The sequence below is a fragment of the Streptomyces sp. NPDC051963 genome, assembly GCF_044593495.1.
Lineage (GTDB): Bacteria > Actinomycetota > Actinomycetes > Streptomycetales > Streptomycetaceae > Streptomyces.
The window spans coordinates 1-21,753 of sequence record NZ_JBIUCC010000021.1 but is presented as its reverse complement, the minus strand read 5'-3'; the positions used below and the strand labels follow the sequence as shown (position 1 = coordinate 21,753).

General features: G+C 67.4%; 23 protein-coding genes and 1 pseudogene. 12 read left to right on the top strand and 12 right to left on the bottom strand.

All coding sequences use genetic code 11. The features are described 5' to 3' along the window. Positions 1–115 precede the first annotated feature (115 nt). Both ACIHFB_RS45395 and ACIHFB_RS45390 read left to right on the top strand, forming a co-directional pair. Positions 116–964 carry a helix-turn-helix transcriptional regulator gene (locus tag ACIHFB_RS45395; RefSeq protein ID WP_365288295.1) on the top strand — a complete coding sequence of 283 codons (849 nt, stop codon included), beginning with the start codon at positions 116–118 and terminating at the stop codon, positions 962–964. Positions 965–1,275: 311 nt separating this feature from the next. Then, on the top strand, positions 1,276–2,871 hold the full coding sequence (locus tag ACIHFB_RS45390) for an ISL3 family transposase (protein WP_400129938.1): 1,596 nt from the start codon (positions 1,276–1,278) through the stop codon (positions 2,869–2,871). A gap of 29 nt (positions 2,872–2,900) precedes the next feature. On the opposite strand, the gene ACIHFB_RS45385 is transcribed toward ACIHFB_RS45390, so the two are convergent. Together ACIHFB_RS45385 and ACIHFB_RS45380 are read right to left on the bottom strand one after the other, a co-directional pair. Further along, complete coding sequence (locus ACIHFB_RS45385; protein ID WP_400129937.1) at positions 2,901–3,191, bottom strand: hypothetical protein; 291 nt, start codon at positions 3,189–3,191, stop codon at positions 2,901–2,903. A 486-nt stretch (positions 3,192–3,677) separates the two neighbouring features. Next, positions 3,678–4,277, bottom strand: coding sequence for a DinB family protein (locus ACIHFB_RS45380; RefSeq protein ID WP_365288289.1), 600 nt, complete (start codon positions 4,275–4,277; stop codon positions 3,678–3,680). Positions 4,278–4,699: 422 nt separating this feature from the next. On the opposite strand from ACIHFB_RS45380, the gene ACIHFB_RS45375 reads away from it, so the two are divergent. Then, positions 4,700–4,975, top strand: coding sequence for a hypothetical protein (locus tag ACIHFB_RS45375; protein WP_400129935.1), 276 nt, complete (start codon positions 4,700–4,702; stop codon positions 4,973–4,975). A gap of 289 nt (positions 4,976–5,264) precedes the next feature. Further along, complete coding sequence (locus ACIHFB_RS45370) at positions 5,265–5,909, top strand: hypothetical protein (protein ID WP_400129934.1); 645 nt, start codon at positions 5,265–5,267, stop codon at positions 5,907–5,909. A 324-nt stretch (positions 5,910–6,233) separates the two neighbouring features. Here ACIHFB_RS45370 and ACIHFB_RS45365 read toward each other — a convergent pair whose 3' ends face one another. Continuing rightward, positions 6,234–6,401 (bottom strand): hypothetical protein, encoded by a 168-nt coding sequence (locus ACIHFB_RS45365; RefSeq protein WP_400129948.1) that lies wholly within the window; start codon positions 6,399–6,401, stop codon positions 6,234–6,236. 77 nt (positions 6,402–6,478) lie between these two features. Here ACIHFB_RS45365 and ACIHFB_RS45360 point away from each other — a divergent pair, with 77 nt between their 5' ends. The 3 genes and pseudogenes from ACIHFB_RS45360 (at position 6,479) to istB (ending at position 8,824) form a co-directional block, all read left to right on the top strand. Beyond that, positions 6,479–7,411, top strand: a complete 933-nt coding sequence (locus ACIHFB_RS45360; RefSeq protein WP_400129932.1) for a hypothetical protein — start codon at positions 6,479–6,481, stop codon at positions 7,409–7,411. 296 nt (positions 7,412–7,707) lie between these two features. Continuing rightward, positions 7,708–8,025 (top strand): hypothetical protein, encoded by a 318-nt coding sequence (locus tag ACIHFB_RS45355; RefSeq protein ID WP_365288281.1) that lies wholly within the window; start codon positions 7,708–7,710, stop codon positions 8,023–8,025. Next, positions 8,022–8,824, top strand: a pseudogene (istB, locus tag ACIHFB_RS45350) (IS21-like element helper ATPase IstB). The gene ACIHFB_RS45355 and the pseudogene istB overlap by 4 nt, the downstream one beginning before the upstream one ends. Before the next feature lie 152 nt (positions 8,825–8,976). Here the strand turns inward: istB and ACIHFB_RS45345 are convergent. Further along, the gene (locus ACIHFB_RS45345; protein WP_400129931.1) at positions 8,977–9,720 is read right to left on the bottom strand and encodes an SDR family oxidoreductase; all 744 of its coding nucleotides are present in this window, start codon (positions 9,718–9,720) and stop codon (positions 8,977–8,979) included. 94 nt (positions 9,721–9,814) lie between these two features. On the opposite strand from ACIHFB_RS45345, the gene ACIHFB_RS45340 reads away from it, so the two are divergent. Beyond that, positions 9,815–10,402 carry a TetR/AcrR family transcriptional regulator gene (locus ACIHFB_RS45340; RefSeq protein WP_365288277.1) on the top strand — a complete coding sequence of 196 codons (588 nt, stop codon included), beginning with the start codon at positions 9,815–9,817 and terminating at the stop codon, positions 10,400–10,402. Between the two features lie 321 nt (positions 10,403–10,723). Here the strand turns inward: ACIHFB_RS45340 and ACIHFB_RS45335 are convergent, their stop codons facing one another. From ACIHFB_RS45335 to ACIHFB_RS45325, 3 genes are all read right to left on the bottom strand, one after another. Then, on the bottom strand, positions 10,724–11,374 hold the full coding sequence (locus ACIHFB_RS45335) for an acetate kinase (RefSeq protein ID WP_400129930.1): 651 nt from the start codon (positions 11,372–11,374) through the stop codon (positions 10,724–10,726). Further along, positions 11,371–11,523, bottom strand: a complete 153-nt coding sequence (locus tag ACIHFB_RS45330) for a hypothetical protein (RefSeq protein ID WP_400129946.1) — start codon at positions 11,521–11,523, stop codon at positions 11,371–11,373. Before ACIHFB_RS45330 ends, ACIHFB_RS45335 begins: the two co-directional genes overlap by 4 nt. Before the next feature lie 321 nt (positions 11,524–11,844). Then, positions 11,845–12,585, bottom strand: a complete 741-nt coding sequence (locus ACIHFB_RS45325; protein ID WP_400129929.1) for a class I SAM-dependent methyltransferase — start codon at positions 12,583–12,585, stop codon at positions 11,845–11,847. A gap of 392 nt (positions 12,586–12,977) precedes the next feature. Between ACIHFB_RS45325 and ACIHFB_RS45320 the strand changes: the two genes are divergently transcribed. Further along, positions 12,978–13,454 carry a DUF4231 domain-containing protein gene (locus ACIHFB_RS45320; protein ID WP_365288270.1) on the top strand — a complete coding sequence of 159 codons (477 nt, stop codon included), beginning with the start codon at positions 12,978–12,980 and terminating at the stop codon, positions 13,452–13,454. Positions 13,455–13,990: 536 nt separating this feature from the next. Here ACIHFB_RS45320 and ACIHFB_RS45315 read toward each other — a convergent pair. Next, complete coding sequence (locus ACIHFB_RS45315) at positions 13,991–14,821, bottom strand: ABC transporter permease (RefSeq protein WP_365288268.1); 831 nt, start codon at positions 14,819–14,821, stop codon at positions 13,991–13,993. Continuing rightward, a complete protein-coding gene (locus tag ACIHFB_RS45310) occupies positions 14,818–15,429 on the bottom strand; it encodes an ATP-binding cassette domain-containing protein (RefSeq protein WP_400129928.1) in 612 nt (203 codons plus the stop codon). Before ACIHFB_RS45310 ends, ACIHFB_RS45315 begins: the two co-directional genes overlap by 4 nt. Before the next feature lie 504 nt (positions 15,430–15,933). Between ACIHFB_RS45310 and ACIHFB_RS45305 the strand changes: the two genes are divergently transcribed. After that, positions 15,934–17,952 carry a polyprenyl synthetase family protein gene (locus tag ACIHFB_RS45305; protein ID WP_400129927.1) on the top strand — a complete coding sequence of 673 codons (2,019 nt, stop codon included), beginning with the start codon at positions 15,934–15,936 and terminating at the stop codon, positions 17,950–17,952. Positions 17,953–17,989: 37 nt separating this feature from the next. After that, positions 17,990–18,301 carry a hypothetical protein gene (locus ACIHFB_RS45300; RefSeq protein WP_365288262.1) on the top strand — a complete coding sequence of 104 codons (312 nt, stop codon included), beginning with the start codon at positions 17,990–17,992 and terminating at the stop codon, positions 18,299–18,301. A gap of 18 nt (positions 18,302–18,319) precedes the next feature. Here ACIHFB_RS45300 and ACIHFB_RS45295 read toward each other — a convergent pair whose 3' ends face one another. The 3 genes from ACIHFB_RS45295 to ACIHFB_RS45285 form a co-directional block, all read right to left on the bottom strand. Next, positions 18,320–19,078, bottom strand: coding sequence for a hypothetical protein (locus ACIHFB_RS45295; protein WP_400129926.1), 759 nt, complete (start codon positions 19,076–19,078; stop codon positions 18,320–18,322). A 406-nt stretch (positions 19,079–19,484) separates the two neighbouring features. Continuing rightward, on the bottom strand, positions 19,485–19,808 hold the full coding sequence (locus ACIHFB_RS45290) for a hypothetical protein (RefSeq protein ID WP_365288258.1): 324 nt from the start codon (positions 19,806–19,808) through the stop codon (positions 19,485–19,487). A 128-nt stretch (positions 19,809–19,936) separates the two neighbouring features. Next, positions 19,937–20,860 (bottom strand): NmrA/HSCARG family protein, encoded by a 924-nt coding sequence (locus ACIHFB_RS45285; protein ID WP_365288256.1) that lies wholly within the window; start codon positions 20,858–20,860, stop codon positions 19,937–19,939. 101 nt (positions 20,861–20,961) lie between these two features. Here ACIHFB_RS45285 and ACIHFB_RS45280 point away from each other — a divergent pair, with 101 nt between their 5' ends. Further along, positions 20,962–21,516, top strand: coding sequence for a helix-turn-helix domain-containing protein (locus tag ACIHFB_RS45280; protein WP_365288254.1), 555 nt, complete (start codon positions 20,962–20,964; stop codon positions 21,514–21,516). Positions 21,517–21,753 lie beyond the last annotated feature (237 nt).

Sequence of the window (21,753 nt, the reverse complement as noted above, 5' to 3'; positions counted from 1 at the left end):
TTCAATCCTGGGCGCCGCGGCGCCCGGTGTTCAGGGGCTCGTCTTCCGTTGGACGGGACTTCCTGGTACCGACAGGACCATCTTCACGGGCACCACCCGAGGCCATACTGGGGGCATGGACGATCTTGCGGGCTTCCTGCGGACCCGGCGTTCCCGGGTCGACCCGGCTGCCGTGGGCATCCCCACCGACAGCCGCCGCCGGGTCGAAGGGCTGCGCCGCGAAGAGGTCGCGCACCTGTCCGGAGTCAGCGTCGACTACTACGTACGCCTGGAGCAGGGTCGCGCGACACAGCCCTCCGAGCAGGTCCTCGACGCGCTCGCCCGCGTCCTCGGCCTTGACGAGACCGAACGCGGGCACCTCTACCGGCTCGCCCGGCAGCGCCGCCGCCGCGCGAAGGCGCCGGGCGGGCGGGTCCGGCCGGAGCTGCTGCGCGTTCTCGATCTGGTCGCCGACGCACCCGCGCTCATCATGGACCACCGCCTGGACGTGCTCGCCGGGAACCGCCTCGCCGGGCTCCTCTACGGCCGGCCGATGCCGGGCCTGAACACCGCTCGGCACATCTTCCTTGAGGAGGCCGAGCGCGGCCTTTACGCGGACTGGGAGAACTGCACCCTCGACGTGGTAGGGCACCTGCGCCTGGCCGCCGGAAAATACCCCGAGGACCCCCGCCTGGCCTCGCTCATCGGCGAGCTGGCGATGGGCAGCGAGCGCTTCCGCCGCCTCTGGGCCCGCGCAGACGTGCGCGCCCGCACACATGGACGCAAGGCGTACAGGCACCCGCTGATCGGACTGCTGGAACTGCACCAGGAGAACTTCGCGCTACCGGATGAATCAGGCATGGAGCTGCTGGTGCTCTCTGCGGCCCCCGGCAGCCCCGCCGAGGACGGACTGCGCCTGCTCGCGGGCCTGGGCGCGGACAGCGGTGACGCGCATCCCACAGTGAACGCTCAGGTCCGCGAGTAACTCGACGACGCCCACACGCCTCAGCGCTGACGGCTTTCCGGTCCCCGGACCACTTTGCGGCTGGTGACATGTTCCTTACCGACACAGGAAGCCGGGATGGTGCCGGCCGCTGTCGTGTCTGCTGGACAGTTCGATTTTCTGTGTGCGGCGGGGTGCCTCCGGAAGTGGTGTAGATCTGCTGTCCGTTCTCGGGTTCTGTCCCACTTGTTGTGGTCGCGTACGCTGAGTGGCTGTTGATCTTCTCGTCATGGTGGCTGAGGTCGCCTGAAAATCGCCCGGCCGGTGGACAACGTGGCCGACAGTTCTGCGCCGTGGACGAAGTGCGGCCGAAGCTCGAAGAGTTGCTGTTCTCCTCGGCGGAGGACGTGTATTTGGAGTCGGTCGAGGTGACCGACATGGTCGTCCGGGTCGAGGCCCGGAGCATGGTCCAGGAGGCGGCTTGCCCTGGGTGCGGCTGTCGGTCAGGGCGAGTACACGGTTCCTATCTGCGGTTTCCTCGTGATCTGCCCTTAGCAGGCAAGTGCGTCGTGGTGGCGTTGAGAGTGCGGCGGTTCGTCTGCACTGAGACGTCCTGTCCGCGCAAGACCTTCGTCGAGCAGGTACCGGGGCTCACCCGGCGGTTCGGCCGACGAACAGAACGGCTGCGATCGGCTCTCATCTCGGTCGCTCTCGCGCTCGCGGGTCGGGCCGGGGCTCGAATGGCGAATACCTTCGGAGCGCAGGTCAGCCGGAACACCCTGCTGAGACTGATCACTTCCCTCCCGGAGCCGCCCACCGTCACGCCCCGCGTAGTCGGCGTGGACGAGTACGCCCAGCGCAGAGGTCGAATCTACGGAACCGTGCTCGTCGACGTCGAAACACGTCGTCCGATCGACCTCCTGCCGGACCGGGAGGCGGATACGCTCGCAGCCTGGCTGGCCGAGCGGCCCGGCATAGAGATCGTCTGCCGTGATCGCGCTCCCTTCTTCGCCGACGGCGCCACCCGCGGCGCCCCGCAAGCACTCCAAGTCGCCGACCGCTCGCACCTCTGGCACAACCTGGGCGAAGCCGCCGAGACGTGCGTCTACCGGCACCGCGGTTGCCTGCGCCCCATGCCAGTGCTTCCGGACGGACCTCAAGAGAAGGCGGAGCCGGCGGTGTCGTCACCCTGGCCGACAGGCCACCGGTTCGCCGAACGAACCCGTGCTAAGAACGCGACCGTTCACGCGCTCCTGGCAGCCGGACACAGCAAGCGGTCCGTGGCCCGACAGCTCGGTCTGGGTCTCAACACCATCATGCGCTTCTCTCGCGCCACCACCCCGGAAGAGCTTTTCACCGGCCAGTGGCAAAACCGTGCGACCAGGCTCGATGCCTTCAAGCCCTACCTCGACCAACGGTGGCAGGACGGCTGCACCAACGCCTGGAAGCTGTGGGAGGAAATCAGCGAACAGGGCTACCCCGACGGTTACAGCAGCGTCCGCGACTACGTGAGAAGGACTCTGCGTGGCAAGCCCCAGCCCATCGGGCCTCGGCCACCGTCAGCTCGCGCCGTCGCCCGCTGGATACTTACCCACCCCGACGCCCTCGTCGAACGCGACCTCCTGCAGCTCGAGGCGGTCCTGGCCAACTGCCCCGAGCTGACAGCACTCGCCGAGCACGTGCGCTCATTCGCCCACATGGTCACCGAGCTGCAGGGCGACCGGCTGCCAGAATGGATCGAATCTGCCCGAGCCGTCGCCGACCTGCCCAGCCTCAGCCGGTTCGCTCAGCACCTCGAACGCGACCTCGACACAGTCATCGCGGGCCTGACACTGCCGTGGAACTCCGGCGTCGTGGAAGGCCATGTCAACCGGATCAAGATGTTCAAGCGTCAGATGTTCGGCCGCGCCGGATTCGAACTCCTTCGCAAACGGGTTCTGTTGGCGTGACGTTCACGGTTAGGACCAAGGGTGGGAGATCAGTCACCAACGAACCAGACGTATCGGTGCGAGCCTTCCTCCGCGGTCCGGCACAAGGCTCGCACCGCGTCAACCCAAGGACCACCTCGTTCGGCGGGCAGGCGTCCCAATTCCTCGAGCAGCATGGGGATCTGCCAGGTATTGAAAACGGTGTCGGCGAACGGGCAAACACCGGCGAGCAGCGGAAACTGGGACCGCTCGATCTCTGCGAGCGACTCGTCCCAGGCGACGCCATGCTCGGACCCAGCCACCACAGTCCCGGACTCGTGACGAACCTGCAGGTTGATCATCGCCTCAAACTATCGCCCGGAGCAGCCGCAGCGCACCCAATTTGACCGAAGCTCAGTTCCGTGAGGTCTACCGCGAACCAAGCGAACGAGCTGTCACAGCGAGTGATGCCCCACAACGTGTGGGACAGAGCCTCTCCGTGGACGTCATTTCGCGCTGACTCCGGGAGTCACTCGGCGTTCTTTTCCATGATCGATGCCAGTGAGTTTTGGGGTCTGGCACAGATCTTGAGGAGTCGTCTCGGAGCGTTACCTGGGTGTTCGGCTGTGAGAGGCGGCATCGCGTGAGACCGATGTCCCGTCTTTCGCGACGTTCTGGCATTCTCCCATGACGGTGTTGGATTCGCGGCTGGTCTCGAGTGAGATTGCTGCTACCGGGCCGAGGTACGTGAGCTTCGTACCGCCTCGCTCACAAGACGAAGTCATCTGAATCGCCGTATGGCCGGCCGACTTCGGAGCCGGTGGGCGGGGTCGGCGGCAGCAGGGCGATCAGCTGTTGCCGACTTCCCGCGCCACGCGCTCCAGTCGGCTCCGGTGGTCCTCCCACCACGCGTGGTCGCCTGGTGGCATGTTGTCGTTGCCCTGCAGATACCCGACGGTGCCGTCGATGAGCTCGCGCACGATGTCGGCGTGGCCGGTGTGCCGCTGGGTATCGGTGATCACGCGCACCACGATGTGGTGCAGTGTCACCTCTCGGCGTTCCTCCGGCCACCACGGGACGTGACCGATCGCGTCAAGCGGCAGCGTCGCGATCGTGCTGTTGGAGTGCTCCCACGCCTGGTGATACAGCCCGACGATCTCTTCTCGCGACTGGTCTGCGGTGGCCCACATGTCCGAGTTGGGTTCTGAGTCCTCCGTATACCACCAAGACGGCACCTCCTCGTTGAAGAAGGGCCGCCCGAACGTGTCACCGAGATACCCCAGCTCCACGCTGGCGATGTGTTTGACCAGCCCCAGCAGGTTCGTTCCCGTATGAGTCAGCGGGCGGCGGACGTCGTATTCCGAGAGCCCATCGAGCTTCCACAGCAGGGCGTCACGCCCGTCTTGCAGGTAACGGAGAAGGTCCGCTTTCGGATTCGGTCCAGTCATGCCGGGCAGTGTTCCACCCAGCACTGACATGGATGCTGAAAGTCACGTTCCGGTGAGGGAGAGCTCAGCCTGCGGGGGTCAACTGGACGGCTGGCACCGACCGATGCCATGACGCTCGCTACTGCTCGGGGCGCTGCCGCCAAGCCGCTTTCCGCCGATGCACAGCGGTCGAAGACGACTGACCGACAACAACAAGTGAGACGACCCTGTGGAAGTGCTGCTGGGCTACAACACCAGCTGAGACTCTGCCGAAGATCCGTCTCCCCCCTGTTTGCACTCCTAGTCACAGCCTCGACCACGGGCAAGATCAAATGAGATGGGACAACCGCGTACGCCTTGCCGGCCGACTACCGAAAGTGACGCTTCGTCAAGCACTTGACCGACGCTGTCGCGGTCGGCTGTGGACCGTGATGGTGCCGGCCATGCCGACCGATGCATCGTTCTGCCAAGCGCAGCAGCGGACCCTCACCAAGGAGCGCAACACGGCGGTATCCAACGACATCCACGACCACGTGAACGCAGCCTGGAACAACCTCGCCCGAGAGATGGAAGCCCAGCCGCGGATGTCCATGCGTGCTGCTGAACGACGTGCTCGACACTCTCAACGCCGCCCCGCAACGCCTGACACACGCCCACCGGTCCTCGACCACCTCCTCGACCAGTTCGGAGAAGATCTCGGACAACCCGTGCCGGCCTGAGGACATGCGACCATCATGGGCGGGCTCCGGCCACGACCACGGAGGGCGCGGCATGCCTGGCGCCGGCGCGCTGCACCATCGGCTCACCTTCCGGAGGCCGCGCAGTCTGGGGTCAACATGAGGTCAACCGCTTCAAGGGGGGACACCCTGCTTCCGGTAGTCACTAACATCACTACGACAAGGCCCTGATGCATGTGCCGCCCGCCCGGCGTCAGCCCGGCACGGTGCATGCCCCTGCCAGGCCCTTCAACTACGGCCCTTTCGGCCCGAGAAAGAGTGGTGCGGCCCCATGCCCGAGAACGCCTCCCCCACCGAACTGACCTCGCAGTACACCGCCCAAGTCACGGCCGACCTGGAAACAAACGCCAAGGAGCAGGAACGTATCGGCGCGGAAATCGCGGCCCTGCAGGAGCAGTTGACCGCCTTGCAGCGTGACCACCAGGTGCTGGTCAGCATTCAGCAGGCCATTGATGCGGCCCCAGCCGCCGTACAGCCCGCAACGGACAGCACAAAGATTCCCGCCCCCCGCACAAAGCCGGCCACTGCCCCGGGCACCGGCGCGCCAGCCCGGGCCCGGGCGAAGAAGACTGCCGCGAGGACCGGTCGCGACGCAACCGCCAAGCCGGCCGCCGTCCCGCGCGCGGGCAAGGCCGCCAAGACTGTGCAGCCGACGCTGGTCAGCCTGGTCCGCCACTACCTCGGCGAGCAGAGCGAACCGCGCTCGGCAGCGGAGATCGCCACCGCCCTCGGCCAGACCCATCCCGACCGCAACGTCAAAACAACCGTCGTACGCACCACCATCGAAGGACTGGTAGCCCGCAACCAGGCACAACGCACCAAGCAAGGCAGCTCCGTCTTCTACACCACACCCAACACACCACAGCAGTCCACTCCTGCACAGACCGACAAGGACTCCGCACCGGCCGACGCATGACACCCGGGGCGGCACCGGCAGGCCGGCCGGCGCCGTTGACGCTGATGGACTCGACGGACGTGTGCATCGCCAGCCCCGGGAATGTCAGGTCTGCCGCGTGAGCGGCTGTGCCTGCAGGCAGACGCCCTCGGTGCGGGCAGCGTGATCGGTCTGGGGCACGCCGTCGTGTCCCTGCCAGACCCGCCCTCCGGGATCTACTGCGACAACACGCCAGGGCAAGCACCACACCCAGCTACTGCTCTGCCTCGCCAGGCGACAAGCCGACATGCTCTTCGCGATGCTCCGCGACCAAACCTTCCGCCAACCCGCGGACCACAACAGCGGTCACATCACCGGTGGTTCAGCAAGGCGCACGACACGATCGGCTTCAACATCGAAGCCGAGTAGCGGATGACCGCAATCGCCCTGCGGATCCATCAGCACCGGCTTGCCCAGCCGCCGACCGATGTCCCGCAGGAAACAGCAGATCCGGCACCCCGCCATGCTGCCCACCAGCCCATCCCGGCGCAGCCCGAATTCCTTGGCAGCACGACATAGGGGCACCCGCGGCCGCCGTCTACGCTCTGGGCATGCAGCGCAGCGACGTCATGCGGGATGACGGTACTTGGGTGGGCCTGTCCTTGGAGGTAGAGGACCGCCAACAGCCGGAGCTGTGCGTTTTCAGTGCCGGGGCGCGACTGCTGCTCTCCCGGCTGTCTCGGCCTGTCCTGCTCGCGGTTGTCGAAGACCACCTCCAGGGCGTGGACTTCTGGCGCACAGAGGAGTACCGCTCCTTCGTGCCACCGCTGCGCGCCGACGTGGGGCGTGCCCTGGCGGGCAGCCCGCAACGGTGGGCTCACCGCTTCGCCCAGTACCTCATCGACTCGCCGGGCAGCCCGTTGCACGAAGGCCGATGGCTGCTCTCGTGCGAGAGTCCGCTCCTGCGCTGGCGCCACACCGGAACCTCGCATGCCGAGTACTGGAGCTCGATGCTCATCGAGGGCCATCCGGACGGATACATCGACTGGTTCGTCCACTCCGGATCGTGGGAGGTTCTTCCGCTGCGCCCCATGCCCGGTCCGCACGACAGCCGGGTCAAGGCGTACCGCAAACAGGCCCGTGAAGGGACGCTCCCACCCGTTGTGTTGTGGTGGGTCAGCGGCCTGGACTGCCACCTGATCCTGGACGGTCACGCACGGCTCGCCGCCGCGATCGCCGAGTCCATCGAACCTCCGCTGCTGCACTTGCACCGCACGGTGGCGCGCGATGACCTCGCCGCACGCATCGATGACGCAGTGGGCTTCTACGAGAGCGAACTGGCACGCTTCGCCGAACTACGCGCCGTCCACGGCCCCAACGTCCCGGACGGCGCCGTCACCGCCGGCCCACAACTCGCCCGCCTCCTCAACGACCTGGACACCTCGCAACAGCTGACCTGGGCCTGGCCCCTGCCCGACGGGGAACGCCAGTGGCATCGCATCGCCCGCACGGTGACCGGCGGCCACCACTGGCCCCACCCCTGAGCCCTGCCGAATCCTCCCGCGCCAGCCGTCCGTCCTGTCGACCTCGGCCAGTACGGCAGCGCGCTCCTGTGGCCCGTAGGTGATGAACTCGTCGGCTGCGGCGTCGAAGGCCTCCACCTGGCTGTCGGGGCCGGAGCAGACGAGGGCGCGTCCGATCTCCGGCAGGCCGGGGCTGAAGGCGTCGCACTCCCCCGTGCGGACGAGAACAGGCCCGCTCTGCGGGCAAGTTCACCCCGGTCCATGACGCCTGGTGGGCGGCGGTCTGCGAGGCCCACGGCGACCGGGACGGGACCCGGGTGCTGATCGAGGTCCTGCTGCCAGGCCCGCACCTTCACCACGAGTACCTGGTGACCGGGCTCGCCGCCGCCCTGCGGGTCGGCGCTCTGACCGCGGACACGGTCGCTCTGGAAGCCCGCAAGGCCGCCGAGGCCGACGACGCCCCGCCCGCTGCAGCAGACCCGGAGCCGGAGCGGGCCAGGGTGACGTTCCTGACCGAACGGCGACTGGCCCACCTGCCGCCTGACAACCGGCCGCTGCCGTCGGTCACGGCCTATGACCAGCTGCTGCCACCGCGGCGACCGGACCGATCCGCCGCCGAGGGAGACAGGCCATGACGACGTTCAAACGCCACCGCGGATTGACCGAGCAGGCCGCCGACGCCGCTGTCGACCAGGCATGCCGCATGCTGCGGCTGCCCACTATCCGGGCCCAGTTCCCCGAGCTCGCCGAAACGGCCGCCCGTGACCAGATGTCGTAACGCGGATTCCTCGCCGAACTGCTGATGGCCTAGTGCGACGACCGAGCCCGCCGCCGTTCGGAACGACGGATCAAGGCTGCCGCCTTCCCCCGCGAGAAGTCGTTGCGGGCCTTCGACTTCGAGGCGAAACCCAGCGTGGACCCGGCGGTCATTCACACTCTGGCGACCTACGAGTGAGTCAAGAAGGGCCTGCCGCTCTGTCTGATCGGCGACTCGGGCACAGGCACGTCGCACCTGCTGATCGCGCTGGGCACCGAAGCCGCGATGGCCGGCTACCGGGTCCGCTACACGCTCGCGACCAAACTCGCCAACGAACTGGTCGAGGCCGCGGACGAGCAGGTGCTGACCAAGACCATCGCCCGCTACGGCCGAGTCGATCTTTTGTGCATTGATGAGCTGGGCTATATGGAGCTGGACCGCAGGGGCGCTGAGCTGCTGTTCCAGGTTCTGACGGAACGGAGGAGAAGAACAGTGTCACCATCGCCTCGAACGAGAGTGTCAGCGGCTGGACCAAGATCTTCACCGATCCTCGGCTCTGCGCGGCTATCGTCGACCGGCTCACCTTCGGCGGCAACCTGATCCAGACACGCACCGACTCCTACCGCCTCGCCATAACCCAATCCCGGGCAGCTGCGCAGGACGGCAAGGCAGGCTGACCGCTCTGGGACTCACTTCACAGGGAGGCGTCGCTCCCGGTGAGGCCGGGAGCCAGGTCAGGAGTTGTGTTCTGCTCGTCGGGACGCCCGGCCGGACAGTGGCGTTGTACAAGCGGCTGGCGGCCGTCTCACTTGACCGGTGACGGCAAGTGTCACGCCTGGACGGTAGGGCGAACGTTGATCTCGCCGATCTCGACGTCGCCGGGCTGCTCGATGGCGAAGGCCACTGCGCGGGCGACCGCCTCCGGAGGGATGCCCATCGCGTCCATGTTCTTGCGCGTCTGCTCGCGGATGTTCGGGTCTGCCATGGAGTCGGCGAGATCGGTGCGGATGTATCCCGGCGAGATGGCTGTCGTGCGCACCACCCCGTCGGTCGACTCCCTGCGCAGCCCCTCGTGGACGGTGCGCACCGCGTTCTTGGTCGCGGCGTAGACAGCCATCGTGGGGGACACGCCGGACAGGCCGGCCACGGAGACGATGCTGACCAGATGGCCCGACCTCTGCTCGCGGAAGGCGGGCAGCGCGGCGGCGACGCCGTTGAGCATGCCGCGAAGGTTGACATCGATCATGGCCGACCAACTCTCGGTGTCGAGGTCGGCCAGCGGGCTGATCGGGGCGATGCCGGCGTTGTTCACCAGTACGTCGATACGGCCGTACTGGTCGATGGTGGTGGCGACCAGGCGCTGCAGGTCCTCGGCCTTGGTGACGTCGACGACGCACGTGGCGGCACGGCCGCCCTGCTCCCGGACCTCATGCGCTATGGCGTCGATGCGCTCGCTGCGGCGCGCTGCGAGGACGACCGTAGCGCCGCGCTGCGCGAGTAGCCGGGCCGTGGCTTCGCCGATACCGCCACTCGCTCCGGTGATAGCGACGATCTTGCCGTGAAGAGAGAGCACTACTGCCTCCAAGTAAAGTGGACACGTGTCCGCTGCGTAGCCAGCCTACCGGACACGTGTCCACTTGTCAGACGCGGAACATCAGGAGGGGCCCATGAGTGCGCCAGTACGCCGTCCGGATGCGGCGCAGAACCGGACCCGCATCGTTGAGGCTGCTCGCGCAGCCCTCGCCGAGTCCCACCACGTCTACCTCAACGAGATCGCCAAGCGCGCCGGTGTAGGACAGGGAACGCTCTACCGGAACTTCCCCAACCGCGAAGCGCTCCTAGCCGAGGTCTACCGGCGCGACGTCGAAGAACTCGTGACCGCCGCCTCCGCTCTACTGGCGGAACACGAGCCCGTGGAAGCCCTGCGTCACTGGCTCGACCGAGTGATCGACTACGCCGAGATCAAGTACGGCGTCCTGGCAGTGCTCGAGCCGGCAGCGTGGCAAGACCTTGTCGCCCACAGCCAGAACCCCATCGAAGGCGCTCTCAGCCACCTGCTGGACGCCGGGAAAGCAGCCGGTTCCATCCGCACGGACGTGGACGCCCGCGGGGTCATCCTGCTCATCGCCTACCTCGGCCGACTGAACCGAGATGAATGGGAACCAACAGCACGGCCTCTGATGAACGTCATCCTCGAGGGCCTTCGCCGACAGGACGCGGACCGGCGAGGACAGCAAACCCCGAAGACATCCTGAACAGCGGCCGCAGCATCACCAAGTAGCAGAGGAGAGACGTCGACTCCGCCACCGAGCGGTGTCAGTTCGGCGCCGGCTTCGGTCAGCCTTACGCCTCCGCGGGGATGGTCGGGCGTGTCGCATACCGTTGGCGCATGGCGTCGCGGGCTGCGGGGGGGGCAGCCTGACTGCCGGAGCCCGCCGACACATGTTTTGGAACGCTGCTACCCATGCATTCGCGGCCTTCCGCCGACATCGCCCTGCGCACGTGGGCTGACGGTATGGGAACGGCGCCACTGTGCGCCCGGCCAGTAGGAGCGGTAGCGGTGCGGTACCGGCCGGTCACGACCTTCTCGCGCTTCTCCTACGAACGCGACGAGGCGGGGCGGAAGGCGCGCGTGCGCCTTCCGGGCCGCGGAGAAGGGTTCGGGTCTCGTGGTCGATCTGCTGGGCCTCTCCGGTGGCTACGACCACGATCGGTGTTTCCGCCCCCGGCCCGCTGACGATTGCCGGACGGCTCGCGTCGTCAGACGTGCGCAGGCCGCCGGTCAGGCCGAGGACGGTGAGCCGGGTGCATACGTCTTCGTGGACCTCGGGCTGGTCTTCGCCGATCTCCCCGGTGAAGACCAGGGCGTCGAGCCGGTCGAGGGACGCGGCCATCGCAGCGATGCCGCGACGACAGTGATGAGTGAAGACGTCCAGGGCGAGAGCGGCGCGTTCGTCGCCCGCTGCCCGGCTGCGGACGAGGTCGCCGGTGTCGTCGGAGGTGCCGGAGAGGCCGAGCAGACCGGAATGGTGATTCAGTACGTCCTCGATGTCGTCGGCGGACAGACGGTGCCGCGTCTGCAGCCAGGTCAGGGCGCCGGGGTCCACGCTTCCGCTGCGGTGGCTCATCACCAACCCCTCCAGCGGTGTGAAGCCCATGGTGGTGTCGGCGCTGGTCCCGTTGCGCACCGCACAGGCGGAGCAGCCGCCGCCGAGGTGGGCGATCACCAGGTGGAGCTCTGGGGGTGCTGACCGAGCAGCTCGGCGGTCCGGCCGAGTGCCCAGGCGCAAGAGAGCCCGTGGAAGCCGTAGCGGCGCATCCCGTACTCCTCGCGCCAGGTGGCGGGCACCGCTGGCTCGCGGGCGGCGGCGGGCAGGCGGGCGTGGAAGACGGTGTCGAAGCAGGCTGCGTGCGGGACGTCGGTGGCAAGTTCCGGGCGAACTTGGGGCGATCAAGGGCCTGCATCAGGCGAAATGTTCGCGTATGCGCGGCACGGCACGCCGAGCTGCTGCGCCCAGGTCCTCATGGCGTCGGCCTCGTGAGCATCTGGGCTGCCAGCGGCCACATCCATAAGCTCGGCCCCGGCCTCTGCGCCGCAACACCTTGGCTCCCAGGCCCAGTTGCGTGACCTGCGAAAACGCTAACTACCCGGCTTTGGGTCAAGCCCCTATGCCTTCACGTCTCGGCGCGGCGGAACTTACGGTTTGTGGGTTACCCAGAGCAGTTCCGCCGGCCAGCGGTGTGCCCAGTCGGGTGGGTCGGTTTCGTTGTAGCCGTTGGGCGTTCCGAGTTCGGGCCGCGGCTCGATGAGGTCGTCGATGATGAGACCCGCGCCGCGCAGGACCTTGACCCAGTCGCCGTAGGTGAGCTGATAGCTGGTCGCGCCGTCGTCTTCGGCGATGGTGTCCAGCCCGAAGTAGTCCTGCTGCAGCGTCGTGGTCACGCGGCTGGCGGCTTCGTCGTAGCAGGCTTCGAACCATGGGCTGGCGACGTTGAACACCAGGCGTCCGCCTCGGCCCAAGACGCGTGCGGCCTGCGGGACGGCCAGGTGCGGGGGCGCCCAGCTGAGCCCACCGAAGTCGCAGAACACCAGGTCGAAGCTGTCGGCGGCGAAGGGGAGTTGTTCGGCGGCGCCTTGCACCAGCGGGTAGCGGGCCACTCCCATCGCGCGGGACGCTGCAGTGAGTTGGGCTTCGGACAGGTCGAGCCCGACCACGGTGGCGCCCTCGGCGGCGAGCGCCCTGGACCACTGGCCGGCGCCGCAGCCGAGTTCGAGGACGCGCTTGCCGGTGACGTCGCCCAGGGCGTGCAGGTGCGCGTCGGGGATGGAGTACATACCCCACAGCCGGGGTGTGGCGCCGATTTGCGGGTCGTGCTTGTGCTGGTAGGCGCTGCTGATCTGGTTCCAGAGCCGCCGGTTGGCGGGGATGCTGTCCACGTGCCGACTCCAGCACTGCCTGCCGGGGGCGGTCAACACGATTAGGGCACTGGCCGGCCCTCGCCTCGGTCCGGCCCTGGCTCGGCCCATGATTCGCCGGACGAGCCCTAATACTCCAGCAGCGGTTCGCTATCTGGCCTGGTCGGAGGCGTCGTCCGGAGTGTAGTTGGCTGATGGCGTGTCAGGGGCGGCCTTGCCGGACCGCCCCTCCAACGAGTGGACCGAGAACTGTCTGTGTCCGTGATCAGGGCAGCTGATGGCGCTCTCTAGATCTGGTTCTGGCGGCAGTTGCGTGAAGCTGCATGGGCGGCGACGAGTCGATGGCCAGAGCCGCGGGGGAAGATGAGCATCAGAGTGGACCGGGCGCGAGTTGTCGACACGAGGACACTGAGATGGTTGAGAACCCGCAACCTCCGGCTGGGCTTCCGCCGGCGGAGTTGGCCCGCTGGGTTCAGGGTCAGCTCACGGCCGGGATGGAGTGGTCCGAAAGCCGCAGAGCGCGTTTCCGTCGGTCCGCCTCGCTGGTCAAGTTACTGTCCTTGGTCTTCTCTGTTGCCTCGACAGTGATCTTGGGACTGCAGGATCTCAACTTCTGGGCCAGTCTGGCCTTTTCCCTAGGGGCTGTCGGGGTTGCCGTCAGCGCGGTCGAACCCTTCTTCAATTGGAGGGCCCGTTGGGTCCTCATGGAGGAGTCCGAGGTCAGACTGCGGCGCATCAGAGACGAGCTGGACTACCTCCTCGCAAGGACGGCGCCTGACCTCATACGCCTAGAGGATGTCGACCCGTTCTTCCACAGAGCGCAGGAAGTGTGGACCGACATCAGCCGCCGATGGCTCGATCAGCGCCATGCAGACCAGCGGGATACCTGATTCCCTGACCCGCGAAAAGGGAGATCACAGCGTGGTGAGGATCCTCGCTCTCAGGAGCGAGAACGATGCGCGGCCGTACATACTGCGCTTGAGGAGCTTGATCCGGCTCGATTGCGTTCGGGGTGGCTTCTTTGACCGCGCGGGTATAGGCGCCGGCCCGGCCCCGGGACACCACTTCGGCTCCAGGGTGCTCGCGCAGCCACGCGGCCAGCGTCTCGGAGGTGCGGTCCGGCAGGATGTCGACCGGACGCCGGGTCGACGATAGCCGCGCAGAGCCTGGGGTCGGTGAAGGACTTCGTGCCTGCGCCTGCCGCGCGACCACTACGGTCGCCTTCGCCACCGCCGCCCAGTGGGTGACCCGCCTCGCCGAAGCCCACCAAGTAGGCAGACCCCAGCGACGAGTTGACCCGGCTGGGTCGGATCCCGCTCCCACGTCGGCCGGCGTGTACCGGCTGTCCGCAGCCCGTGCAGATGTGGATCTGTCCGGGGTGGTCGCGGATACTCGCACCCGGGGTGCCCGCAGCAGTGTTGGCTGATCAGGCGTGTTCGGACTCTGCTGAGCTGAACTTGGCGTGTCGGCTTTGGGGGATGCGGGTGCGCGTCGGGAGGGTGTTGCGGGTGCGGCGGTGGAAGGTGGCGAGGCTGATGAGTGCGGCGGCCGTGAACCAGAGCAGCTGGATGCCGAGGTAGCTGGGCAGTGCGGTGGTGGAGAAGCCTGCGGCGGTGCTGGCCTGCATGGCCCCGTAGGAGGGCAGTAGGCGTACGACGGGGCTGTCGGAGCCGGAGTTCGCGATCGGGTTCTGCAAGGCGAGGTCGATGACGCTGATCATGACGATGGTGAACATGCCCTCGACTTCCTTCCTCAGAAGTGAGCCCAGGGCGACACCGATGGCGCCGTAGGTCATGGCGGCGCTGAACAGGGCGGCGGCGAGGAAGAGGGGCTGCTCGGGGGTCCAGAGCAGGTAGGTGAGGGCGGTGGCGTAGGCGGTGACGGCACCGGAGGCGAGGGTGAGAGAGGTGATTTTGGCGAGGAGGAGGTGGGCGCGGGGGTAGCCGGCCAGTGCGAGGCGCCGGTCGAAGTCGCCGCCGGCGAAAGCGGAGGCGAACATCATGAAGCCGATGATCAGGGTGACGGCGTTCAGGGCGCCGGTGATTTCGGTGAGCTGGTTGCCCGCCGGGGTCAGGATGTCCTTGGTGGCGCTGAGCTGGAATCTGGTCCGGGTGCTTGGGATCGAGACGTAGGCGAGGGTGGTCCACAGCGGGATGAAGCCAGCGACGAGAACCATCGCGAAGCGGTTGCGCAGATGCTCGGCCAGCGCGTACCGGGTCGCGGTGACAAACAGCCCTGCGTGGCCGTGGCCCTTCATGAGACCAATGTCTCCTGTACAGGCTGCAGGAGGCCGTCTTCCAAGCGCCACAGTTCGTCCAGGCGGGCGGTGTCGTAGGCCAGGTGGGAGACGACCAGGACGGAGCGACCTTCCCGGCGCAGCAGCGCGGCCAGGTCCCAGAAGCGTTGGTAGGTCTCCCAGTCGAAGCCCTGGTAGGGCTCGTCCAGCAGCAGCACCTGCGGGTCGTGCATCAGAGCGAGGGTGAGGTTGAGTTTCTGGCGGGTACCGCCGCTGAGCGTTTTGGCCTGCTGCTGGTCGTACTTACGAAAGTGCAGCCGGTCCATCACTTCTTCGGCGCGGTGCAGGTCGGGGAGTGCGTAGGCGGCCCTGAAGAACTCCAGGTGCTGACGGACGGTGAGCGCGTCGTTGAGGACGGCCGCCTGCGGGCAGTAGCCGAACCTGCCGTCGTGGCGGACCGTGCCGCGGTCCGCACGCAGCTCACCGGAGAGGATCTTCAGCAGAGTGGTCTTGCCCGCCCCGTTCTCCCCGACGATCCCGGCCAGTACCCCGCCGCGCAGCCGCAGGTCCACCCCGCGCAGCACCTCGCGCCGACGGCGGTAGGCGTGGTGCACACCTCTGACCTCCACCGGGCCCCCTTCCGAAGTCTTCGCTGTTGCCGGCCGGGTGCCCAACGCCACGACGGCGGCGAGGTCACGGGGTATGCGGCAGGCCGGCCCATGAACCATCCGTACGGTGAGAACCCCGGCTCGTAGGGCAGCCGCTGGTCACGAGCGCCCTAGGTTTTGTCCGTGACCCACGACACCCACTCCGCTCCCCCGGCGCCGCTGCCCGTGCCTGCGGCGCCACTGCCCGCACCTCGCGCCGAGGCTGCCACCGCACCCTTCGGCACGCCGCACCCTGAGGCCGACATGGAGGCATGGTGTCTCAGCGGTGATCTTCGCAGTGAGAGTGGCAGTGCGTACCGTTGGGCGGCAGCCGTCTACCGAGAGGGCAGTGGCTGCGGGTCGGCCACCGGCCCCGGCTATTGGCTGCTCTTCAGTTGCAGCGGTCCAGAGGGATCGCTGTACGGCAGCTGGTTGAGTCCTGCTCTTCTGGAAACGATCCGTGCCTCGGTCCGCGGGGACGAGGCGATGGATCCTCGGGTCCGCAGTGCCCTGACGGACGTTCTGGCCGAGGGAGTTCCCCTGCCCGACCGCCTGCTCGAGGGTGAAGTCGCCGACTGCGCCGAGCGGCTGGATCTCGTGCTGGGCGAACAGGCCGCGCTGCGTGCCCAGGACGACGGAAGTTTCCACTTCACCGTCCGGGGCGAGGTGGAACTGGAACTGCATCTGACGCCGCAGAAGCCGGCCGTCCCACAGTTCGACGTCCAAGGCCACTACCCCGGGCCCCGCCCCGACGGGAGCGATGCGACGACTTCGCACTTCATCCCCCGCCTACGTACCAGCGGTCGTTTGCGCACCCAAGGCAGCACCTGGGAATGCGTCGAGGGGCGCTCCTGGTTGGAGAACAACTGGGGCGGTAGCCTCCGCCGCTCCAGTCGGGTGCAGGGGATTGCCGACCGCTCCTGGCTGTGGAGTGGGATGCAGCTCGCCAACGGCTGGGACATCGCCGTCATCCGAGCCCAGCACACCGATCCCGTCACCGCAGAAAGCACGCCATTGTTCACCAGGGCGACCGCCGTCGCCCCCGACGGCTCGGTCAGCTATCACCACGACCTCACCTGGCAGGCCACCCAGCACTGGACTTCCCTGGCCAGCCTGGAGAGTTACCCCACCACCGCCCTGCTCAGCATTCCCGGCCTCAGCCTGGACGTTGTGGTCGCGGGCGCTGCCGCCGATCATGAGATCCGCACCATTCTGAGCGGCCGCGCCTTCTGCGAGGCCCCCGCCACCGTCAGCGGCACCATGAACGGCACGCGCGTCTCTGGAAACGCATTCATGGAAACCCTGCCCTCCGGCACGGTCGGCGACGTGGAACGCTACATGTGCCGGATCTCCCAGATTTCCATCTCCGAGGCCGCCGCCGTCTATCCGGCGAGCCCCGACGTTGCTTCCGTCTACGCGCTCACCGGCGCCGACACCAGTCCCCCGCTCGACCATGACACCCTCGACCGACTCCACCAGTCCCTTATCGCCCCGCTGCGCCATCTCCTGGACAACCCGGGACGCTCCTGGCGCCCCTACATCACCAGCGCCGTCTTCTGCCTCCTGGACGTCGACCCAGAGCCCTACCGGCCACTGACCGCCGTGTCCGAACTCCTCCACACCGCCTCCGCCGTCATCGACGACATCGAAGACGCCTCCCTGCTGCGCCGCGGGCGGCCCACCGTCCACCACCGCTTCGGCATTCCCACCACGATCAATGCCGGCACTCTCGCCTACCTCACCTTCGATCCCATTCTGCAGCGCATCCCTCAGCACGACGGGGCCACGATGCTGCGCGTTTACCGCCTCTGCCTCCAGGCCCTGCGCACCGGACACACAGGGCAGGCCCTCGACCTGACCGGACCCCGCAGCGCCTTCGAACACGCTGTGGCCACCGGCAACCACCACCAGCTCCTCTCCCAGGTCCACACCGCCCACCGGCTCAAGACCGGCGTCCCTGTCCGGTGCATGGCCGAAGCCAGCGCGACACTGGCCGGTGCCACCGAGGAACAGATCACGGCGCTGGGCCGGTACTTCGAAGCCGTCGGCACCGCCTACCAGATCAGCGACGACGTCGCAGACCTCGACGGTGTCACCAGCGCGAAAGACCGAAAGCAGGGCCGATCATCCAAGACACCCGCCGAGGACCTCCTCAACGGCCGCATCACCTACCCCGTCGCACACGCCACCGGCCTCCTCGATCACCACGACCGCCACCGCCTGCGCGACAGCCTCTACCAACAAAGTCCCGACGGCGCCGCCCACGCCGCGGAACTCCTCACCCGCAGTGGCGCCTTGGAAGCCTGCCTGCACGACGGCCGGACCCTCGTCAACGAGGCGTGGAAACCCCTCAATGACCTTCTCCCGCCCAGCCAGCACAAAGCCCTCGTCCGAGCCCTGGGCTGGTACGCAGCCCAACGCCAAACCGACCCCGCCGACAGGGCGCCGGAAAAAGGTCCTGCTCGCCTACCTCAACGAGGCGACGCTCACCTCCGTCGCCGATGAGCTGCGCGGGTAGGGACACGACCTCATCGCCCAGGCGGTGCACACCGCCGGCCTCTCCCCGGCCCATGCCCCCGCCGCTGCGGTCCTGTCGGTGGACCTGCTCGGCACGGCCCTCGTGCTGGAGTGGATCCGGCAGGCCGAGCAGAACGCACCGAAGCCCATGAAGGCCTTCGCCGGGTTCCTCCGTCAGTACCTCGACGCTGTCACCGCCGGGCTCGCCCTTCCGTGGAGTTCCGGAGTGGTCGAAGGGCACGTGAACGGGGTGAAGCACTCAAGCGAGGTATGTACGGCCGAGCCTCGTTCGAACTCCTCCGGACCCGCATCTTCACCCAGCCGTGACCACCAATGACTTCGGCCTGTTGCAGCACTACCGGGACAGGAAGACGGACGCTGCACCTGCCAGCAACGGGCCGACGACGACCAGGTTCGTCTGGATATCGCTGAAGGCCGTGCGGTCGACGCCCAAAGACGTCTCCAGCCGAGAACGCTTGTCCAAAGCTTCGGCCAGTTCATCGGGGGCGAGAGTCCCCAACGGGTGGCATAGATCAACCAGTTCACGACCGCGCTGACGAAGTTTCGCCGCCACGGGTGCGTACACGATCGCGACGAGGGCGGAGCTGCTGGCTCCGAAAACCAAAGTGGTCTCGATGCTCGTCTGCTCGGTCATGCGCTGGCTGGTCGCCTCAGCGATCACCAACAGGGCAACGATCCCGCCCATGACGGTCAGCAGCGACTGCAGTATCCGACCCGCAGCGATCAAGGTTCCGAGTTGGAGACCGAGCGAGGCGTGGGCAGCGTCGGCCCGAATGCGTGCCACATGGCCGACACCCACAATGGTGGCCGCTCCGGGCGCAAGTCCGAGTGCGGCAAGCACGATCAGCACAAGTGCTCGCCAGGCGCCGACAAGGTCCCCACGCAGCACCACGATCAGCACCACGCCGCTGACTGCATACAGCAGGGCCAGGGGCCAGGCCACAACCTGCGCCGGTACGCCACCAAGCCCGGCGAGTTCTGTCCAGCGCCGCAGGCCATGAACGAAAGCAGCCCCACTCGCGGCGGCCAGTGCAACGGCGGCACAGCTCCAGATGAGCCAATCATCGGATCCTCGGTATGCGGACGTCAGCACCGCAGTGAGCCCAATGGCGCCGGACAAGGGCACCGTCAGGCCCGCAAGATATGGAAACGGTGCACTACCCGCAACACTCATCCACGGCCCCCGTCTCCTGTCCGATCCGCACAGGCCAAGACCGCCCGTCAGTCGGCCCTAGATGGCTACGCCAGAAGTGCCAACTCAGACTCCCCCGTCCACAGACGGCTCACACCCTGAACCGCCTGTCCCTGGAACGCTGCTACCGAGACAAGACCCAAGATCAACGTCAAACAGAGCGGGCTACCTCACACGTTTGAGCCCCAGATCGCCAACCCGTCTTGGCCTTCACGGAACTGCGGACAGAGCCAAAGCGGGCTCTGTCCGCAGTTCCGTGAATCCCTTGGGCAGGAGCAATTGTCAAAAGCTGTGGATCAGTAGCTGTTCACACGGTCTCGTGGTTCAGGTGGATGAGCCCTTCGATGGAACCCAGGCGGGCCTGCAGGGTGGGTTCCGCAACTGGCGTGGTGGTGAGCAACAGCACCTGGGCCGCCGGGTGTTCCGGAGCATGGAGGTCGTCTTCGCCGTCGTCGCCGGGGATCGGGTTGGGCTGGATCTCGATCCGTCCATTGGGGCTGCTGGCGAGGTGGTAGACGCCCCGGTAATCGCTGTCGCGCTCGGTGAAGACCAGCCCGAGGCAGTCACTGACGAGCCGGACCAGTTCGTCGGCGGTATGGGTGCTGGTGCCGTAAGTGTGGTGGTCGGTCATGGTGAGAAACTGTCAAATTCCGTGGACGGCTTGCGCGGGAGTCAGGGCTGTGTTGGTGGTGAGTGGGCGGTGTCGTAGCCGACGAGAACCTTGCCCTCCTGACGGACCGGACGAGACCCGGGGCCGTCTCAGGCGGTGTGCCGCATGCGCTCCGTTGTCCATTCCTCGAAGCTGGTGAGTGGGATGCCCAGGTCCCTCGCGTACTGCGGGCGGCCCGGCTGACCAGCCACGTTCAGCCACTCGTGGTTGGCGCCCATCGCTGGCATTCCGGCGGCGAGGGCCTCTTCCTCGGTCATGTCCGGCGCGGACAATTGCGTGCCCAGAGCGTGGGAGAGGGCCTCGGCGATCTCCGTCATCGACAGGTAGTCGCTCGCCAACTCCAGTTCGACCCCGTCGAATCGCTCCGGCGCGGTGATGGCCGTGGCGGCCGCCCTGCCGATGTCGTCCACCGAGACCAGGGACAGCCGGGTCTCGGGGTTCAGAACGCTCACCAGGCCGCCCTCTATGCCGCGCGGGAACAGAAACGCCATGGACGGGAGGAAGTTCTCCATGAAGAAGCCCGGCTTGAGAAGCGTCCAGTGGGGGAAGCCGGCCGCGCGGACCTGGTCCTGGATCGCGCTCTTGGCGCCCAGGGTGGGTTCCATCGAAGCCCAGCGGCCTTCGGCCCAGCCGGGAGTTTCGGTGTGCTGGCCGGCGCCGGTGACGGATGTATGCACGAACTGCGGGACTCCGGCGGCCTTCGCGCCCTCGATGAGGTTGATGCCCTGGGCCACCTCCCCTTCGAAATCGAAGCCTTCGGTGGTCATGGCGGGCATCTGCACGGAGAAGACGGCGCGGGCACCCTCGGCAGCCCGAACCACGGAATCGCGGTCGTGAAGATCGCCGGTGACCAGTTCGGCGCCGATCGCCTCGACGGCCTTGGCCCGGTCGGTGGTCCGGTCGCGCACCAGGGCACGGACGGGCACGTCTGCTGCGCGCAGGGCACGGACGGTGGCACCGCCCTGTCTGCCGGTGGCGCCGGTGACCAGGACGGGCGCGGAGTCTGTGGACATGATGCTCCTCGGGTGCGCGGCGAATAAACGGCGGGGCCCGCCGTTTATGCTCCGCTACGATACGGCGGAGCCCGCCACTTATCAATCCTGGAGGTGATCCCATGCCCGAGCGCCAGCGTGCGGACGCCCGACGCAACTACACGCGAATCCTCGCCGTGGCCGAGGAGGAGGTCGCTGTCCGTGGTGCCGACGCCTCCCTGGAACAGATCGCCCGCACCGCGGGGGTTGGCTCAGCAACCGTGCGCCGACACTTCCCCACGCGCCGCGCACTGTTGGAGGCGGTCTCCCGGAAACGGATCGAGGCCTTGTGCGTCCGCGCCCATGAGCTGACCGGCAAGAGCGACAGCCGGAAGGCGCTCCTGGAATGGCTTGATGACGTCGTCGCCTACTCCGTCTCCGCCCGGGGGCTGGCGGCAGCACTGGCCTATGACGGCCCGGTGCAAGAGAACAGCTGCTCGGCGGCCCTGGAAGAGGCGGCAGGCCCCCTGCTGCACCGCGCCGTGCAGGATGGCGCGGTGGCGACAGACGTCACTGTCGCTGACCTGATCACGCTGGTCGTCGGCATCGCCCTGGCCACGGAGTACTACCCCGATCCCGCCGCCCAGGCGGACCGGCTGTTCAGGCTGGCCGTGGCGGGACTGAGTCCGCAGAGCTGAACAAGGTACACAACCGGCGGAACCGAGAACGGGTCTACACGTTTCCGGGCGCACTCACGACTGAAGCGACCCGCTCGCGGCGTCCGCCGGACAGGACCTACTAGTGCTGTGACCGCATAGGTTCGCCGGTTTGGCCGTCGTGGCGGTTGGATGTGCGGTGACGTCCGATCCGACCGCTGGAGGCGTGGTGGCCGAGCCCGTCCGTGTGCGCAGACTGACCGGCCAGGAGGGGCAGAA

Bases quoted from the DNA above. Each gene is read 5' to 3' on its own strand.
- ACIHFB_RS45370 (WP_400129934.1), top strand. From the start codon at position 5,265: ATGCCCGAGAACGCCTCCCCCACCGAACTGACCTCGCAGTACACCGCC.
- ACIHFB_RS45320 (WP_365288270.1), top strand. From the start codon at position 12,978: ATGGTTGAGAACCCGCAACCTCCGGCTGGGCTTCCGCCGGCGGAGTTG.
- ACIHFB_RS45395 (WP_365288295.1), top strand. From the start codon at position 116: ATGGACGATCTTGCGGGCTTCCTGCGGACCCGGCGTTCCCGGGTCGAC.
- ACIHFB_RS45380 (WP_365288289.1), bottom strand. From the start codon at position 4,277: ATGACTGGACCGAATCCGAAAGCGGACCTTCTCCGTTACCTGCAAGAC.
- ACIHFB_RS45285 (WP_365288256.1), bottom strand. From the start codon at position 20,860: ATGTCCACAGACTCCGCGCCCGTCCTGGTCACCGGCGCCACCGGCAGA.
- ACIHFB_RS45315 (WP_365288268.1), bottom strand. From the start codon at position 14,821: ATGAAGGGCCACGGCCACGCAGGGCTGTTTGTCACCGCGACCCGGTAC.
- ACIHFB_RS45360 (WP_400129932.1), top strand. From the start codon at position 6,479: ATGCAGCGCAGCGACGTCATGCGGGATGACGGTACTTGGGTGGGCCTG.
- ACIHFB_RS45375 (WP_400129935.1), top strand. From the start codon at position 4,700: ATGCCGACCGATGCATCGTTCTGCCAAGCGCAGCAGCGGACCCTCACC.
- ACIHFB_RS45385 (WP_400129937.1), bottom strand. From the start codon at position 3,191: ATGATCAACCTGCAGGTTCGTCACGAGTCCGGGACTGTGGTGGCTGGG.
- ACIHFB_RS45290 (WP_365288258.1), bottom strand. From the start codon at position 19,808: ATGACCGACCACCACACTTACGGCACCAGCACCCATACCGCCGACGAA.
- ACIHFB_RS45280 (WP_365288254.1), top strand. From the start codon at position 20,962: ATGCCCGAGCGCCAGCGTGCGGACGCCCGACGCAACTACACGCGAATC.
- ACIHFB_RS45340 (WP_365288277.1), top strand. From the start codon at position 9,815: ATGAGTGCGCCAGTACGCCGTCCGGATGCGGCGCAGAACCGGACCCGC.
- ACIHFB_RS45305 (WP_400129927.1), top strand. From the start codon at position 15,934: ATGGATCCTCGGGTCCGCAGTGCCCTGACGGACGTTCTGGCCGAGGGA.